The organism is Priestia sp. 10L35 (genome assembly GCF_056395685.1).
Map to the genome: position 1 here is coordinate 391,029 of NZ_JBFTKA010000001.1, position 14,822 is coordinate 405,850.

22 protein-coding genes are annotated in these 14,822 nt (G+C 37.9%); 18 read left to right on the top strand and 4 right to left on the bottom strand.

What is annotated here, in order from left to right; genetic code table 11:
- Nucleotides 1-71: 71 nt before the first annotated feature.
- The 8 genes from rpmG to AC1DEF_RS02020 all read left to right on the top strand — a co-directional run bounded on the left by rpmG (nucleotide 72) and on the right by AC1DEF_RS02020 (nucleotide 5,875).
- Nucleotides 72-221 carry a 50S ribosomal protein L33 gene (rpmG, locus tag AC1DEF_RS01985; protein WP_013059189.1) on the top strand — a complete coding sequence of 50 codons (150 nt, stop codon included), beginning with the start codon at nucleotides 72-74 and terminating at the stop codon, nucleotides 219-221.
- A gap of 46 nt (nucleotides 222-267) precedes the next feature.
- Nucleotides 268-834: a 5-formyltetrahydrofolate cyclo-ligase gene (locus AC1DEF_RS01990; RefSeq protein WP_025750520.1), complete on the top strand. Its 567-nt coding sequence runs from the start codon at nucleotides 268-270 to the stop codon at nucleotides 832-834.
- Between the two features lie 7 nt (nucleotides 835-841).
- Nucleotides 842-1,618 carry a DUF92 domain-containing protein gene (locus AC1DEF_RS01995; RefSeq protein WP_285843242.1) on the top strand — a complete coding sequence of 259 codons (777 nt, stop codon included), beginning with the start codon at nucleotides 842-844 and terminating at the stop codon, nucleotides 1,616-1,618.
- Nucleotides 1,619-1,669: 51 nt separating this feature from the next.
- Nucleotides 1,670-1,846 carry a hypothetical protein gene (locus AC1DEF_RS02000; RefSeq protein WP_176521310.1) on the top strand — a complete coding sequence of 59 codons (177 nt, stop codon included), beginning with the start codon at nucleotides 1,670-1,672 and terminating at the stop codon, nucleotides 1,844-1,846.
- Between the two features lie 135 nt (nucleotides 1,847-1,981).
- Nucleotides 1,982-3,502, top strand: a complete 1,521-nt coding sequence (locus tag AC1DEF_RS02005; RefSeq protein ID WP_097824597.1) for a rhomboid family protein — start codon at nucleotides 1,982-1,984, stop codon at nucleotides 3,500-3,502.
- Between the two features lie 181 nt (nucleotides 3,503-3,683).
- A complete protein-coding gene (locus tag AC1DEF_RS02010; RefSeq protein WP_013059184.1) occupies nucleotides 3,684-3,890 on the top strand; it encodes a YqgQ family protein in 207 nt (68 codons plus the stop codon).
- A gap of 2 nt (nucleotides 3,891-3,892) precedes the next feature.
- Complete coding sequence (locus tag AC1DEF_RS02015) at nucleotides 3,893-4,861, top strand: ROK family glucokinase (protein ID WP_013059183.1); 969 nt, start codon at nucleotides 3,893-3,895, stop codon at nucleotides 4,859-4,861.
- A gap of 111 nt (nucleotides 4,862-4,972) precedes the next feature.
- On the top strand, nucleotides 4,973-5,875 hold the full coding sequence (locus AC1DEF_RS02020) for a M14 family metallopeptidase (protein ID WP_043976229.1): 903 nt from the start codon (nucleotides 4,973-4,975) through the stop codon (nucleotides 5,873-5,875).
- Between the two features lie 35 nt (nucleotides 5,876-5,910).
- Here the strand turns inward: AC1DEF_RS02020 and AC1DEF_RS02025 are convergent, their stop codons facing one another.
- Complete coding sequence (locus AC1DEF_RS02025; RefSeq protein ID WP_013059181.1) at nucleotides 5,911-6,087, bottom strand: DUF2759 domain-containing protein; 177 nt, start codon at nucleotides 6,085-6,087, stop codon at nucleotides 5,911-5,913.
- A 208-nt stretch (nucleotides 6,088-6,295) separates the two neighbouring features.
- Here AC1DEF_RS02025 and AC1DEF_RS02030 point away from each other — a divergent pair, with 208 nt between their 5' ends.
- On the top strand, nucleotides 6,296-6,928 hold the full coding sequence (locus AC1DEF_RS02030) for an MBL fold metallo-hydrolase (RefSeq protein ID WP_097824596.1): 633 nt from the start codon (nucleotides 6,296-6,298) through the stop codon (nucleotides 6,926-6,928).
- Nucleotides 6,929-6,965: 37 nt separating this feature from the next.
- On the opposite strand, the gene AC1DEF_RS02035 is transcribed toward AC1DEF_RS02030, so the two are convergent.
- Nucleotides 6,966-7,202, bottom strand: a complete 237-nt coding sequence (locus AC1DEF_RS02035) for a DUF2626 domain-containing protein (protein WP_013059179.1) — start codon at nucleotides 7,200-7,202, stop codon at nucleotides 6,966-6,968.
- Between the two features lie 262 nt (nucleotides 7,203-7,464).
- Here AC1DEF_RS02035 and AC1DEF_RS02040 point away from each other — a divergent pair, with 262 nt between their 5' ends.
- The 9 genes from AC1DEF_RS02040 (at nucleotide 7,465) to AC1DEF_RS02080 (ending at nucleotide 12,306) form a co-directional block, all read left to right on the top strand.
- The gene (locus AC1DEF_RS02040; RefSeq protein WP_013059178.1) at nucleotides 7,465-7,848 is read left to right on the top strand and encodes a Spx/MgsR family RNA polymerase-binding regulatory protein; all 384 of its coding nucleotides are present in this window, start codon (nucleotides 7,465-7,467) and stop codon (nucleotides 7,846-7,848) included.
- A 269-nt stretch (nucleotides 7,849-8,117) separates the two neighbouring features.
- On the top strand, nucleotides 8,118-9,170 hold the full coding sequence (gene comGA / locus AC1DEF_RS02045) for a competence type IV pilus ATPase ComGA (protein WP_097824595.1): 1,053 nt from the start codon (nucleotides 8,118-8,120) through the stop codon (nucleotides 9,168-9,170).
- A complete protein-coding gene (comGB, locus tag AC1DEF_RS02050; protein ID WP_097824594.1) occupies nucleotides 9,161-10,207 on the top strand; it encodes a competence type IV pilus assembly protein ComGB in 1,047 nt (348 codons plus the stop codon). Before comGA ends, comGB begins: the two co-directional genes overlap by 10 nt.
- A gap of 14 nt (nucleotides 10,208-10,221) precedes the next feature.
- Entirely contained in the window at nucleotides 10,222-10,533 is a 312-nt protein-coding gene (comGC, locus tag AC1DEF_RS02055; protein WP_013059175.1) for a competence type IV pilus major pilin ComGC, read from the top strand.
- A complete protein-coding gene (comGD, locus tag AC1DEF_RS02060) occupies nucleotides 10,520-10,957 on the top strand; it encodes a competence type IV pilus minor pilin ComGD (RefSeq protein ID WP_097824593.1) in 438 nt (145 codons plus the stop codon). The genes comGC and comGD overlap by 14 nt, the downstream gene beginning before the upstream one ends.
- Nucleotides 10,941-11,279, top strand: a complete 339-nt coding sequence (locus AC1DEF_RS02065) for a type II secretion system protein (RefSeq protein WP_028410645.1) — start codon at nucleotides 10,941-10,943, stop codon at nucleotides 11,277-11,279. Before comGD ends, AC1DEF_RS02065 begins: the two co-directional genes overlap by 17 nt.
- Complete coding sequence (gene comGF / locus AC1DEF_RS02070) at nucleotides 11,276-11,713, top strand: competence type IV pilus minor pilin ComGF (RefSeq protein WP_013059172.1); 438 nt, start codon at nucleotides 11,276-11,278, stop codon at nucleotides 11,711-11,713. Before AC1DEF_RS02065 ends, comGF begins: the two co-directional genes overlap by 4 nt.
- On the top strand, nucleotides 11,703-12,077 hold the full coding sequence (comGG, locus tag AC1DEF_RS02075) for a competence type IV pilus minor pilin ComGG (RefSeq protein ID WP_043976241.1): 375 nt from the start codon (nucleotides 11,703-11,705) through the stop codon (nucleotides 12,075-12,077). Before comGF ends, comGG begins: the two co-directional genes overlap by 11 nt.
- A 43-nt stretch (nucleotides 12,078-12,120) precedes the next feature.
- On the top strand, nucleotides 12,121-12,306 hold the full coding sequence (locus AC1DEF_RS02080; RefSeq protein ID WP_013059170.1) for a YqzE family protein: 186 nt from the start codon (nucleotides 12,121-12,123) through the stop codon (nucleotides 12,304-12,306).
- 24 nt (nucleotides 12,307-12,330) lie between these two features.
- Here the strand turns inward: AC1DEF_RS02080 and AC1DEF_RS02085 are convergent, their stop codons facing one another.
- Both AC1DEF_RS02085 and AC1DEF_RS02090 read right to left on the bottom strand, forming a co-directional pair.
- Nucleotides 12,331-13,155 carry a YqhG family protein gene (locus AC1DEF_RS02085; protein ID WP_013059169.1) on the bottom strand — a complete coding sequence of 275 codons (825 nt, stop codon included), beginning with the start codon at nucleotides 13,153-13,155 and terminating at the stop codon, nucleotides 12,331-12,333.
- Nucleotides 13,142-14,815, bottom strand: coding sequence for a DEAD/DEAH box helicase (locus AC1DEF_RS02090; protein WP_013085010.1), 1,674 nt, complete (start codon nucleotides 14,813-14,815; stop codon nucleotides 13,142-13,144). The genes AC1DEF_RS02085 and AC1DEF_RS02090 overlap by 14 nt, the downstream gene beginning before the upstream one ends.
- Between the last annotated feature and the right edge of the window lie 7 nt (nucleotides 14,816-14,822).

The following is a 14,822-nucleotide window of genomic DNA, read 5'->3' on the forward strand; positions in this document are numbered from 1 at the left end:
GGCATTTCCTTTCGAAAAATGATATTATATTAAAGTCTGATTTATGTTTATAATGTTTGGAGGGAAAATAGATGCGCGTAAACGTTACATTAGCTTGCACTGAAACTGGTGACCGTAATTACATTACAACTAAAAACAAGCGTAATAACCCAGATCGTCTTGAGTTAAAAAAATACAGCCCAAGACTTAAAAAAGTTACACTTCATCGTGAAACAAAGTAAGCAGTAGGAGTACAATCCTGCTGTTTTTTTTATAGGGGGAATTAGAATGAAATCTCATCTGCGCAAAGAGATGAAGCGGGTTCTTAATTTAATTTCTGAAGAGCAGCACGAGGCACATTCAACAAGCATAGCAAATGCACTGTATGAAACTTGTTTATGGAAAGAAGCTAGAGTCATTGCAGCTACGGTTTCAAGAAATAAAGAAGTTAATACGAAAGCCATCATTGAACGTGCTTGGAAAGATGGGAAGAAAGTAGCTGTTCCAAAATGCAACCCCACAACATCTCAAATGGTTTTCTACGAGATTACGAATTTTTCACAGCTTGAAACAGTATACTACGGGTTAGCGGAGCCAATTGTTGAAGAAACTGTTCCCGTTTCAAAATCTTCAATTGATTTACTCCTTGTGCCTGGCGTGGTATATAGTAAAAATGGATATCGTATCGGCTATGGAGGCGGCTATTACGATCGTTATCTAACAGATTATAGCGGACAGAAGCTAAGCCTTGCGTTTGATTGTCAAGTCGTTTCAGAGGTTCCATATGAATCTCATGATATTCCCGTGGAATATATTTTGACAGAGAAGGAGCTTATTTGCTGTGAATCTGTTTGATGCTGTCATGATAATTGTAATATTACTCATGGCAGGAGCAGGCTACATAGCAAAAGCACTGACAGTATCGGGAGCCTGCATGTCTTTTATCGTAGGAGCGAGCGTTTATATCGGTTTTTCGCTTCAAGGTTTTTTACTCTTACTCTTATTTTTTAGCACTTCTACGTTGTGTAGTAAGTACAAAAAAGAAAAAAAACGTGCATTAGAAGAAAAGCTAGAGAAGCACGACAGGCGAGATTATATTCAAGTCCTTGCTAATGGAGGTGTAGCTGCTGCTTGCGGTTTGTTATATGCTGCAACAGCTTTTCCTGTTTACATGTGGATGTTTATGATCAGTATCTCAGCTGCTAATGCGGATACGTGGGCATCTGAAATAGGGTCTCTTAGTAAGAAGCCGCCGTTTTACCTTTGGACGTTAAAGAGAGTAGAAGCGGGTACCTCAGGAGCCGTTTCACTTTTAGGTACAGCAGCCGGAGCAGCCGGAGCTTTTCTTATTGCTGCCGCTTGTTATTTTGCTTTTCCATCCGTATCGCTAAGTAGTATATTGCTAGTCGGGTGCTTTGGTTTTATTGGAAACGCTATAGACACTCTTCTTGGAGCAAGTGTGCAAGTTCGCTTTCGCTGTCAAAGCTGCGGTATTGAAACGGAACGGAAAGATCATTGCCGTAAGCCAACGATAAAAGAGAAAGGAATAACTTTCTTTAACAATGATGTTGTAAATCTTGCCGCTATTTTGCTTGCTGCTTTTACAGGCGGAATCCTTATCCTGCTTTTACCTATATAAGAGCATAAAATGTTCGTCATAGGAGCAAAGTAAACGTAAGGAGGCTTGAAAATGAAACATATTGTATTAGTACTTACGCTTTTAGTTGTTGGAACGCTGGGCTATCAAATGAGATACCGTGTTTTAAATTCGCTGTTTGGAAATTCATTTATCCGTAGTCTAGCTGTTCGTTCATTTTTTAATTTGCCGTTTGTTCGGGATCGTTTAATGAAGCAGGTCTTCCGCTAAGAGCGAAAGATACATAAAAAAACACCTTACAGACCTGTAAGGTGTTTTTTTGTAGAAAAAGAAAAAGGGAAAATCGTTGCTTTTTTCCTGGCTTTCTGCCATCTTTACATATAGAGAGTATGAGGAGGTGACTATTTGTCTAGGCAAGATTTTTATTATTGGCAGCTGGCACAGCAATTGCTTGGCCATTCTTCATATGAGTTGATTTCGATGAAAGCTGATGCTTCAGAGCTATGGTTTCAATCTTCGCATCGCAAAGATAAGTCAATTGTCCGCATAGTCCGCCGGAATTTTAAATCAGCCGTTGAGCAGCAAAAAGATGTATTGTATGCATTACAAAGAGCTGAGAATGTGCGAAAGCAAAGAGGTAAATCAACGCTTACTCTTAACACGATTTACTTTGCTGATTTTGATCCTTTTTATACAGAGCAGTCCTTAGAAAGTGCGCCAAGTCCCTCTAAAGTGAATAGTTATGTTGAACAATTAACGGCAGAGAAAGCAAGCGCTTATGAACCTCTATTCGAACGGCTGGGTCTTACATTAGAAAGCGCAGACAATTTCTCCTCCGAAGAAGAAGAACAGCAAATAGAGCAGTGGAAACATAAAATTGTGCTTTTTGTACAGAAAAAGCAAAGCGAAGAACAGCAAATAGCTGGATACGGGAAGCCTATTTTTACATATATATTTTTAGCGCTGCAAATCTTAATGTTTCTATTTCTGGAGTGGAAGAGCAGTACACAAAATACGCTCACTCTGATTCAATACGGAGCTAAATACAACCCCTTAATTATGGAAGGCGAATGGTGGCGTTTTTTTACACCTATAATTTTGCATATAGGACTTCTGCATTTGCTTATGAATAGTGTAGCCCTGTATTATTTAGGAACGCTTGTAGAGAGGATATATGGCAGCGGGCGTTTTGTCTTTATTTATATATTTGCCGGGTTTGCAGGATCTCTAGGAAGTTTTATATGGAATACGTCCATTTCCGCAGGAGCCTCAGGGGCCATTTTCGGTTGCTTTGGAGCTTTACTGTTTTTAGCAAGAACAAATCCACGCTTCTTTTTTCGAACAATGGGATCGAGTTTCATTGTCATCATTGTGATTAACTTGATTTTTGGATTTGTTGCGCCGAACGTCGATAATGCAGGGCATATTGGCGGTTTGGTTGGCGGATTTTTAGCTGCGAGCATCGTCAGTTTACCGAAACAAAAAAAGCTGTATATTCAGATTCCGGCTTTCATTTGCACGCTTTTATTAGTAGGAAGTCTGCTTTTTTATGGATATCATGAGCGTTCTGTTTATCAAGATGAGCCCTATGCACTTAGCGTAGCGGCTACGTATCTTCAGCAGAAGCAGTATGAAGAAGCAAAAGATGCCATTAAGCTTTTTGTTGAAAAAGGAACAGGAAATAGTAACGTGTATTTCGTCAGTGCTAACGCAGAATTTTATCTTGAAAATTATAAAGAAGCTAAACAGCAATTGAATCAGGCTGTAAAGTATGATCCAACTTTTCATGAGGCGTATTACAATTTAGCTCTGGTGAATATGAAACTGAATGATATTCCAGCGGCCACACAAAATATCGATAAAGCAATTGCGCTTGAACCGCAAAATGAAAAATACGAAAAGCTGAAGCAAGAGATAGGAAATTAAAATTGTTGAATGACGAATTTAATATTTTATACTTTACTATTGTGAGAACGTTTACTAGAATATTAATATGTAGACCTAGCAGTGGGCGTTAAATACGGCCGCTGTTTATGACTGAATGACTGTTGAGTTATCTCAAAATAAATGAATCATATCACCTAGAAAATAGGATAAAGGTGACAGAATGAATACGTTATATGATGTACAACAATTATTAAAGTCCTTCGGCATTTTTATATACGTGGGCGATCGTATTGCTGATTTAGAGCTGATGGAAGCGGAAGTAAAAGAGTTATATCAGTCTAACTTGATTGATGTACGTGATTACCAAATGGCAATTCTTTTGCTTCGTCGAGAGTTAAAACAACAAAAAGAGAAAAAGGATGAATGAACATGGATGACAAATGGTTAGTTGGAGTTGATTTAGGCGGTACAACAATAAAAATGGCCTTTATTAATCATTATGGAGAAATCATTCACAAGTGGGAAATTAATACGGATGTGAGCGAGCAAGGCCGTAAAATTCCAACGGATATTGCAAAAGCAATTGATAAAAAGTTAAACGATCTTGGAGAAGTAAAATCAAGGTTAGTAGGAATTGGTATTGGTGCACCGGGGCCTGTTAACTTTGCAAACGGTTCGATTGAAGTAGCTGTAAATTTAGGTTGGGAAAAATTCCCTATCAAAGATATCTTGGAAGTAGAAACTTCTCTTCCTGTTGTAGTAGACAATGATGCAAACATTGCAGCGATTGGAGAAATGTGGAAGGGTGCTGGAGACGGAGCAAAAGATTTACTTTGCGTTACGCTTGGCACAGGCGTTGGCGGTGGCGTCATTGCAAACGGTGAAATTGTACAAGGCGTAAATGGAGCCGCTGGTGAGATCGGGCACATTACTTCTATTCCTGAAGGCGGGGCACCGTGTAACTGCGGCAAAACCGGCTGTTTAGAAACCATTGCTTCAGCAACTGGAATTGTACGTTTAACAATGGAAGAATTAACGGAAACGGACAAACCAAGTGAGCTTCGCACGGTGTTAGAACAAAATGGACAAGTTACATCTAAAGATGTATTTGATGCAGCTCGTTCAAAAGACGAGTTAGCTATGCATGTTGTAGATAAAGTTGCTTTTCATTTAGGTCTGGCACTAGCAAACTCTGCTAATGCATTAAACCCTGAGAAGATCGTTCTAGGCGGCGGTGTGTCTCGTGCAGGCGAGGTATTACTTGCACCGGTAAGAGATTATTTCAAACGTTTTGCATTTCCTCGCGTAGCGCAAGGTGCTGAACTAGCAATCGCTACTTTAGGAAACGATGCGGGAATTATTGGAGGAGCTTGGTTAGTTAAATCTTATTTTGAATAATAAGCAAGAATCTAACTGAGATAAAAAAGCGCTTTGACATTTAGTCAAAGCGCTTTTTTATCATGCATCTTTTCAATCTTTACATATACATAGTGTAAAGGAGTGAAGATTATGCAAATTGTAGATATCCAAAAGCCCTACGATTACATGCGAACAATACAAGATATCCAAACACTTTTGACGTACTACCCCTATGGTTCTCTTGAATGGATAGGGTGCAGCGTGCTTGGAAAGCCGATTCCTCATATTTTAATTGGAAACGGAGAAAGAAAGGTTCATATTAATGCGTCTTTTCATGCCAATGAATGGATTACGACAAATGTTCTTCTACAGTTTGTTGAAGATTATTTAGCTGCTCTTCATTACGACAAGGCGTTGAACGGGCAGGAAGCAAGAGCTCTTTTTAATCAAATTACGCTTTCTGCGGTTCCGATTGTTAATCCAGACGGAGTAGATTTGGTCTTAAAAGGTCCTGCTGTAAGTGAACCTTATGCGTCTTTTCTTTCTAAAATAGGAAGAGATTTTCCTGATTTTCAAAGCTGGAAAGCAAATATCCGAGGGGTAGACTTAAACAATCAGTTTCCGGCTTATTGGGAAATTGAAAAAAAGCGCAAAGAACCTAAAGCTCCGCATTATCGGGACTTTCCAGGCTATGAATCTCTGTCTGAACCTGAAGCGCAGGCAATGGTAAAACTCGTTGAGCGTCATGATTTTGATTGTGTGATCGCTTTACATACCCAAGGAGAAGAATTTTACTGGGGGTATATGAATGAAGAGCCGAAGGAAGCGGAGGAAATAGCCAGTTATTTTGAAAGGGTAAGCGGTTATAAAGCAGTCAAAACGATTGATAGTCACGCTGGATTTAAGGATTGGTTTATTTTAGAAAAGAAAAAGCTAGGGTTCACTTTAGAACTGGGGAAAGGAATTAATCCGCTGCCTCTATCTCAAATGTCGCGCGTATATAATCCGACTAAAGCTATTTTAGTTGCGGCAATGGAATATCTATCTATTTGAAAAGCCACGCAAAGCATATGCTTTGCGTGGCTTTTTTAATGATGTACCGCCGGATAACCGTGATGTATAATGGTCATCACGGTAAACCATCCGAACACACCGAATGTTAGTACCGAAAAACCAATGCCTAATATGTTTTTATTTCTAAAAGATGAAATAGCTGCAAATACGCCTAGCAATGTTGTTAGTGCAAAAATAATCATAAGACCCACTCGAAGAAACCTCCTTTAGGCAACTTAAAATTAAAGCGCTATCATTAGCTTATCCCTTTAATTGTAAAACTTTTCTAACCGTTTGTCGAGATGAAAACCAATCTTTCTTTCGCCTTATTAGCTTAGAAAGGTCCTTACTTTCATTTATAAGATGATGTGTGTATGATAATGCATATAACGGAAATAAATTTTACAAGGAGGATACATTATGAACTATCATCGTATACCGCTAGGACCTATTCAAACGAATTGTTATGTCGTTGCTAACGAAAAAAAAGAGTGTTTAGTTTTTGACCCGGGAGCTCAGGGGAAACAGCTCGTTGAATTTCTAGAAAAACAAACGTATAAACCGTTGGCTATTTTGCTGACACACTCTCATTTTGATCACATTGGAGGAGTAGATGAAGTGATGAATCACTACTCTATCCCGCTTTATGTACATAAAAATGAAAAAGAATGGCTTCATAATAGTGATTTAAACGGTTCGAAATTTTTTGATTTAGGAGAAATTACGGCTCCAGATGCAACTGATATTATTTCAATCGAAGGCAATTTAACAATTGGCTCATTCCAATTTGAGGTGTACGAAACGCCTGGCCATTCTCCTGGCAGCGTTTCATATTATTTTAAACCGGGTAACTTTGTAGTATCTGGTGACGCGCTTTTTGCAGGCGGCATTGGACGCACAGATTTACCTGGAGGCAATCAAGCTCAGCTGTTAGAAAGCATCGAATTGAAATTGCTGTCCCTTCCAGAAGATACGCTTGTACTAAGCGGTCACGGACCTGAAACAACTGTGGGGCACGAAATGGATCAAAATCCTTTCCTAAATGGTTTTTAAGAATACAAAAAGCGATGGAAGCCCATCGCTTTTCTCTTTACTGTCCTGGTGTCATCATAAAAGTTGACCAGTACGTGAACCCCACAAAAAAGACGGTCAAATATGCTCCGAAAACGTAAATGTACATTCTTTCAGACAGCTTTAAATAACTAAGAATTACAAAAAAGCCTGTTTGAGCTAAAAAGAGTAAAGAAGTCTTATGCATGTGACCGAGGTAAAACATTACAGTGAAAATTGCTGTCCAGAACCCCATTACACGGTACATTCGTTCCACGTCCATTTCCTCCTTTATCAAACTTAGTTAGTGTCATGATGAATGTCATCGCTGTGTAAGCACTAGAAAGCACTTATGAAACTATATCGATACTTTTCCATTATAATACATCCTTTCTTTCCTGAAAACGCTATCTTTTCCTTGAAATACGACAGAAGAAAAAAAGTTATACAAAACATGTGCAAAATACTATACAAAAGTTATACAAAACGTGTACAATGTATATAAACAATCTATAACTAAAAAAACGGGAGGGTTTCATATGGAAGAAATTAAATTTTATACGTACCCGAGCTGTACATCTTGTCGTAAAACGAAAAAGTGGCTAGTGAAGGAAGATGTAAATTTTAAAGAGCGTCATTTATTTAGAGAAACACCTACTCATAAAGAAATGCTTGAACTTCTTTCTATGACAACAGAAGGGATGGATGAACTTCTTGCTAAAAGAAGTCAAGAATATAAAAAGTTAAATGTTGATGTGGATAGCATGACGCTATCAGAAGTGGTCAATCTATTAATTGAACATCCTCGTTTGCTTCGCCGACCAATTTTAACAGATGGTAAAAAGCTTGTAGTAGGCTATAACGAATCTGCTCTTAAAAATTTAGTCAAGAAAAAAACAAGTCTTGCTTCTCTAGTTGTGTAAGCGTACATGATGAAGAAGCTCAATTCAGTAAATAATGAATAAAACGACAGCGTAGAGTTTTACATCACGTTGTCTTTTTTTATGTAGTCGTTTAGAGCTGTACAGAAGTTGTACATCGTGTACAAGGACTGAAGGGAAGAAAAGAAGCGTATACTAAAAAAATTATAAAAAATGAAAAAAGAAGGAGGAAAATCTCGAAAAAGGTCGAAATTACTGTTTCTAGATGTTTTACCAATCATCTTGATTACAAATAAAGGAGTGATGATCGTTTGACCGAAATTGAACAGTTTGCTACTTACGTTATACGAGATGCATATGAGTGCCGAAGTTCTGATGTGCATATTGTGCCCCGAAAGAAAGATGCTTTGATTCAGCTGCGAATTGACCAGGAGCTTATTTTAAAGAGGGTTATTTCAAAGGAAATGTCTGAACGGCTCATTTCGCATTTTAAATTTTTAGGGGGAATGGATATTGGTGAGCGCAGAAAACCTCAAAATGGTGCATTGACCACTTCCATTGATCACTATCAAGTAAATTTGCGTTTATCAACTCTTCCTACTTCTCATGATGAAAGTCTTGTTATTCGGCTTTTGCCTCATCAACAATCTACATCTCTCAAACATTTATCTCTTTTTCCTGAACATACTAAAAAGCTTATTTCTCTCTTGAAATTCTCTCATGGATTAATTATTTTTACCGGTCCTACAGGATCAGGTAAAACCACTACTCTATATACTCTTTTACACGAAGTAAAGCACCTTTTTAATCGAAATGTTATTACACTAGAAGATCCTATTGAAAAACCGAGTGAAACTGTGCTTCAAGTACAGGTAAATGAACGGGCGGGAATTACGTACACGACTGGTTTAAAAGCTATATTGCGCCATGACCCAGACATTATCATGGTGGGAGAAATAAGAGATAGTGAGACTGCCAAAATTGCTGTGAGAGCAGCGCTTACCGGACACTTGGTTTTGACAACGATGCATACTAAAGATACAAAAGGATCTTTGTACAGGCTGCTTGAGTTTGGCGTTAGCTTTCAAGAAATGGAACAGACTCTTGTAGCAGTAGCTGCACAGCGCCTTGTAGAAATTCGCTGTCCGCTGTGTTCCGGAAAATGCCACCCCGCTTGTAAAAAAATGAGGAAGCATCGTCAGTCCAGCATATACGAATTGCTTTATGGAAAGGAGCTTAGCGCAGTGATGAGAGAAGTGAAAGGAGAAAATGCGGATTATGATTATAAGACGCTCCGAGATGTGATTCTAAAAGGAATCGCGCTAGGCTATTTATATCCGCATTCGCTAGACGGATGGGGATAAAGACAAATAGACAAAAAAGGTGGTCTCTTGCTCAGCAAGCGAAAATTCTTAAGCAGGTCTCTAAGCTCTTGGAAAAAGGCTATACTCTTTCTCAAGCTCTTTCGTTTTTGACGTTTCAAGTATCTAACAAAGAAAAAACGGATATTGAAAAATGTCTTGAGCAGTTAAAACGAGGAGAATCTTTGCACGATGCTTTTGTTAAACTTCAGTTTCACCGTGATATTTTAAGCTATTTATATTTTGCGGAACAGCATGGAAACCTTCAATTTGCTTTAAAAGAAAGCAGCTCAATGATTGAAGAAAAAGTAAGGCATCGTAAAAAATTTCAAAAGCTTGTTCAATATCCCGTATTGCTACTGCTGTTTATTCTTTCCATTTTATTTGTTTTAAGTACGGTTTTACTTCCACAGTTTGAAGCTCTGTACTTATCCTTTGGAAACAAGCAGTCTTCGTTTATCCTCTTATTTATGCAGGCGATGTCGTTCTTTCCTTTTGTATTGCCTGCAGTCATCAGTATGCCAATCATCCTGTATTTGTTTTATGTGATGTACATTAAAAAATTGCCTCCAGTAGTTCAAATGCAGCTCTTTATGAGAGTTCCCGTTATCCGAACGTTCACACGGCTATTTAACTCGTACTTTTTTTCTGTTCATATGAGCAATTTACTAAATGGTGGTTTATCTATTTATGAATGCTTTGCTCTTTTTCAAAAGCAAGAGCATCATCCGTTTTTTCAAGTGGAAGCTTTTGCTTTTACAGATCAACTTTCCTCAGGAATGCGATTAGATCATATCGTTTCAGGTAAATCTCATTATGAAAAAGACTTGGCACACGTTATTGTGCATGGCCAGCAGAACGGTGAGCTTTCTCAAGAACTGTATGATTACAGTCTATTTATGATGGAAAGAATGGAACAGTTTATTTTTCGTATTTTAAAATATGTACAGCCGCTTACATTCTTATTCATCGGAATTGTCATTCTGCTTATGTATATGTCCGTTATGCTTCCGATGTTAGAAGTGATGTCGAGCTTGTAGAAAGGGGAAAGAATATGATTCTAAAAGGTGATAAAGGATTTACCCTTATTGAAATGCTCATTGTTATGCTCGTTATTACCGTGCTTTTGCTCATTATGATTCCAAATGTATTAAAGCATAATACGGTTATTAACAACAAAGGCTGCTCAGCTCTTGTCAAAACCGTAGAGGCTGAGGTACAAGTATACGAACTTGAAAATGGCGAAAAACCAAGTCTAGAAGAGCTTGAAGCAGGAGGCTACTTAAAAGAAGGCACCGTGTGTCCAAATGGTCAAGCCATTCAAATTGACGGTACCGGAAAGGTTACAGCTAGTGGTTCTTCTTAAGCAAAAAGGATTTACCCTCATTGAGATGCTGATGGTTTTATTTATTGTGCAAGTGATGATGTTTTCCATTATTGTAGCTATTCGTCCGCTTGTGGAATATTACAAAATCACATTATTTTTGCGACAGCTGCAAAGCGACACGTTTTATGTGCAGCAGACAGCCATGAACCGAGAATCTCCAATTAAAATTAACTTCGCACCGAAGGGAACAGAATATATTGTTTCTGATTCTCGTGCCGTTCTTTATAAGCGCGCCTATGACTCCACCATTCATATCACGTTTGGAAGCGGAAATTCCACGATACAATACAACAAAAACGGCAATATTTCTCAAGCGAAGACCATTTTTATCAGCAATCAAAAATTTAAATATAAAGTTATTTTTCAAATAGGCAGAGGGCGTTTTTATGTGGACAAGATGTAAGGGTCAGCAGGGCTACACTTTGTTAGAAATGCTTGTTTCATTTAGTATGCTTTTACTCCTAACCGGTACAATTATTCCTTTGTATGTTCAGATGAAGGAAGCAGAAAAGAAGCAATATGTTTCGTATCAAGCCGATGCTATCTTGCACGAAGAGCTATTGAAATATAAATATGAAGCAGGATATAAACGGCGAGAAAAAATCGTAAAAGAAAACGTTGCGTTTTATCTGAAGTGGGACGGAGAAAGTGCTCAAAAGCTTTGTGTAGAATGGACAGATTCCGCTGAGAAAATGAAAAAGAAGTGTGATGTGATGTTGAAGTGAAAAGGGAAAAAGGTTTTACGCTTGTAGAGATGTTAGTCAGTTTTACTCTTTTTTTGATCATTGTTTCATTTTTCCCCATTATCATTCCGCTAGCGAAGCAAACATATAATCCGGACTTTAGTATGAATGAAATGGAGTGGGAAATCTTTGTAAATCAACTTGCTATGGAATATCGAGAAGCAAAAGAAGTAGGAATTCATGCGACTACGCTTACGTTGAAAATGGAAAATAATCAGATCATCACTTATGAACGCTATGAAGACAAGATAAGAAGACGAGTGGATGAAAGCGGTCATGAAGTTGTGCTGCAGCACATTAAGAATATTATGTATGAACAGCAAAAAGAAAGGCTGTTAATTCGTTCAACAGACGGTGTTAACAAAGTTAGAGAAGAAACCATTACGACGTTTTTGATGCTTGCTCATGAAACATAATGAGCAAGGATTTATTCTCCCCGTTGTTTTGGCATTTTGTGCGCTTTTTCTTCTGTTAGTAGCTCAGCAAACCACTTATTTTGTGACGAAAAGTTCATTTTATCAAGAAGTAGAGCAGAAAAATCGCCTGCAGCATCTTTTAGAAAACGCGGTTGTACATGTAAAAAAAGAAATAAAAGAACATAATAAATCTCCATTTGCATCTTTAGTATTAGAAACTGGTACGGTTTCATACGAAGTAGTAAGTGAAGATGAACAGATGATTATCCTAAAAATAAAATGTCAAACATTGCAAGGAAGAGCATTGACGGAAACGGCATATATTCAAAAAAAGGATCAGCACATTGTGAAGTGGACGGATTAAGTCTCTTTCTCTCCGGATATAATAGTGCTGAGGAGTTGATTATATGAAAACGAATGATTATGTAAAATATATGACTCAGCAATTTGTACAATATATGGATCAGCCAAAAGAAGAGAGGAAAACGAAAAAAATTCAAAAAAAAGAAGAGCGAGCACCTTTTGCAAACAGATGGTTTGGAATGATTCCGCTGTCGTTTATGCTGTGGTATCGAAAGAAAAAAGAAAGATGAGCATATTATATGCTCATCTTTTTTTTAACCGGCTTGTGTTTTGTTAAATTGACGAGACATCGTTTCAGGCGATATGTAAAATAAGCCACCGTTTATAAACTTAAACAAGATAGTCGGCTCGTACAGTTCTTGAAGCGCTGTTTTTTCGGTCATATATATTTCTGGCAGCTCTTCTGCTGTTTCGTAAAAATGATCAAGAAGCGCTAAGTCTTCATACCATCTCTCCTGCGCTTTTTCAGCCCATTCAGTTGGCTGAGCTTTAACATAGTCAGTCACATATGATGTGAGTCGTGCGATGGCACTTTTAGGTTTAATAAAAGGTGAGAGAGTAAAGCAATAGTCTGAGATTTTAGATGACAAATTTTGATTAATGATTAATTCATGAAATGATTCAATAATCTGTCCATTGATTAAATTAATGCCAAGCGACAAGAGCTCATCTTTTTTACGATCGCATTTGTATGAGACTTTAATATTTAATGCAAGCCAAGGGTGTAAAGGCTGATTTGTTGGCTGAGCTGAGGCAACTTGTTCATACAAGTGAATAAACCCGCCTAGTTTTTGAGTAGAAGCGAAAATTTGGTGCAGCCTAGGTGAACCGAAATGAATTCGTTCTCCTTGAACGGAATCGTCTTCAAATGCTGGGTCTGTAATGAAAGTGAGCGAAGCAGGAGTTGCTTCTCCTCCCGTCTTTTCAATATAGTGCCAATAAAATGGGCGATTCATCAATTCTTTATCGAGTTCAATCGTTAATTGAACCGTCAGGTAAGAAGATGTTTCTGTGACAATAGAACAATTATTAGCTAGAAAATAACGCTTTAAAAATTGGTGAATATCAGTTTGCTGCATGCTGATCCTCCTCGCTGTCTTCGTATTGAATAATAGACGTCAAGTTCTCCATTTTGATTTTTATTTCTCCTTCACTCCGTGAATGAAATAAAATATCCTGAATATGCTCTTCGATATTTTTTAAATCAAGCTTTGTTAAAATATCATCTAGCTCTCCAACAACTCGTTCAAAAAGGTTTATTTTTTCGTATAACAATTTTAAAATATGTTCTTCGACCGTATGTTGAATGGCTAAATTGTAAATGTGAACATCATGTTTTTGACCTAAACGATGGACCCTTCCAATTCGCTGTTCTAGACGCATTGGATTCCACGGCAGATCATAGTTAATGATATGATGACAAAACTGAAGATTGATTCCTTCTCCACCTGCTTCAGTGGCAATAAATACTTGCGCGTGGCTTTCAAAAAGCTGCTTCATCCAGTCTTTTTTACCTCGCTTAAATCCGCCTCTAAAAGGTACAGAGGTAATTCCATGCTGTTTTAAATACCACTGTAAATACAGTTGAGTTGCTCTGTACTCAGTAAAAATAATGACTTTATCATCAATTTTCTGAACGAGTTCTAGCACTTTTTCTGCTTTTGCATTTTGCGGAACTTGCTGAAGTAGTTCCATTAACGGAGTAATCATATGTTCCGTTAATGCGCTGTTTGGATCTTCCTGACGTTCCAGCATGTTTTTTAATGTCATATACACCGCTTCACGGCTGCTGCAGGCCTCTCGCTGCAGGGTTAAAATTGAAAAAGCGCTTGAAGGGTGGAGTCCGTTTCCTTTAAAAGATGTAATCGCATCGTATAGCTCCCGTTCTTTCGGCGAGAATTCAACAGGAATGGTTTGAACAATTCGCTTCGTCCATTCGATACCCGTATCGTGGCGGCGATTTCGAATCATAACTTTGTTAACAAGCTCTTTTAAGTGTTCATCGTTTTGCAAAGAGCGTTTTTTAGCGGAAAATAATTCTTCGAAATAGTCTTTATTGCCGAGATGACCAGGCTTTAAAAGAGAGACTAAGTTAAAAATTTCTTCAATTCGATTTTGAATCGGTGTTGCGGTTAGCAACAGACAAAATTTCTTTTTTAGACTTTGCACAAATTCATAGTTTTTTGTTTTGTTGTTTTTAAGTTTATGAGCTTCATCAATGATGATGAGGTCGTAGTCTTGTTCTAGCACAATTTCTCGATGAGGAGAACGTTTTGCTGTATCAATTGAAGACACAACGATGTCACACTGATCCCACACATATGATTTTCTTTGAGGGACTGCGGGAATATAAAATTTTTGGTTCAATTCCATAGCCCACTGTGAAACAAGGGAAGCTGGAACTAAAATGAGAACTTTTTTAACAAGTCCGCGAATCATATATTCCTTCAAAATTAACCCTGCTTCAATCGTTTTGCCCAGTCCTACTTCATCTGCTAAAATGGCTTTCCCATTCATTGTTTCAACTACTTGTTTGGCTACTTCGAGCTGATGAGGAAGCGGCGTTAAATCGGCTAGATGTTTTGGGCTTTGTAGTCCTTCAAATTCTGAGATAAGCGTTTGGTCTTCTATTTCATAGGCAAGTTTATACAAATCCCATGCAGACCAAGGGCCGTCTTGCTCCAATTTAGTTGAGAAGGCTGCTTCCCATGTTTCATCGATGTTTAATTTCACTTTCATGATAAAA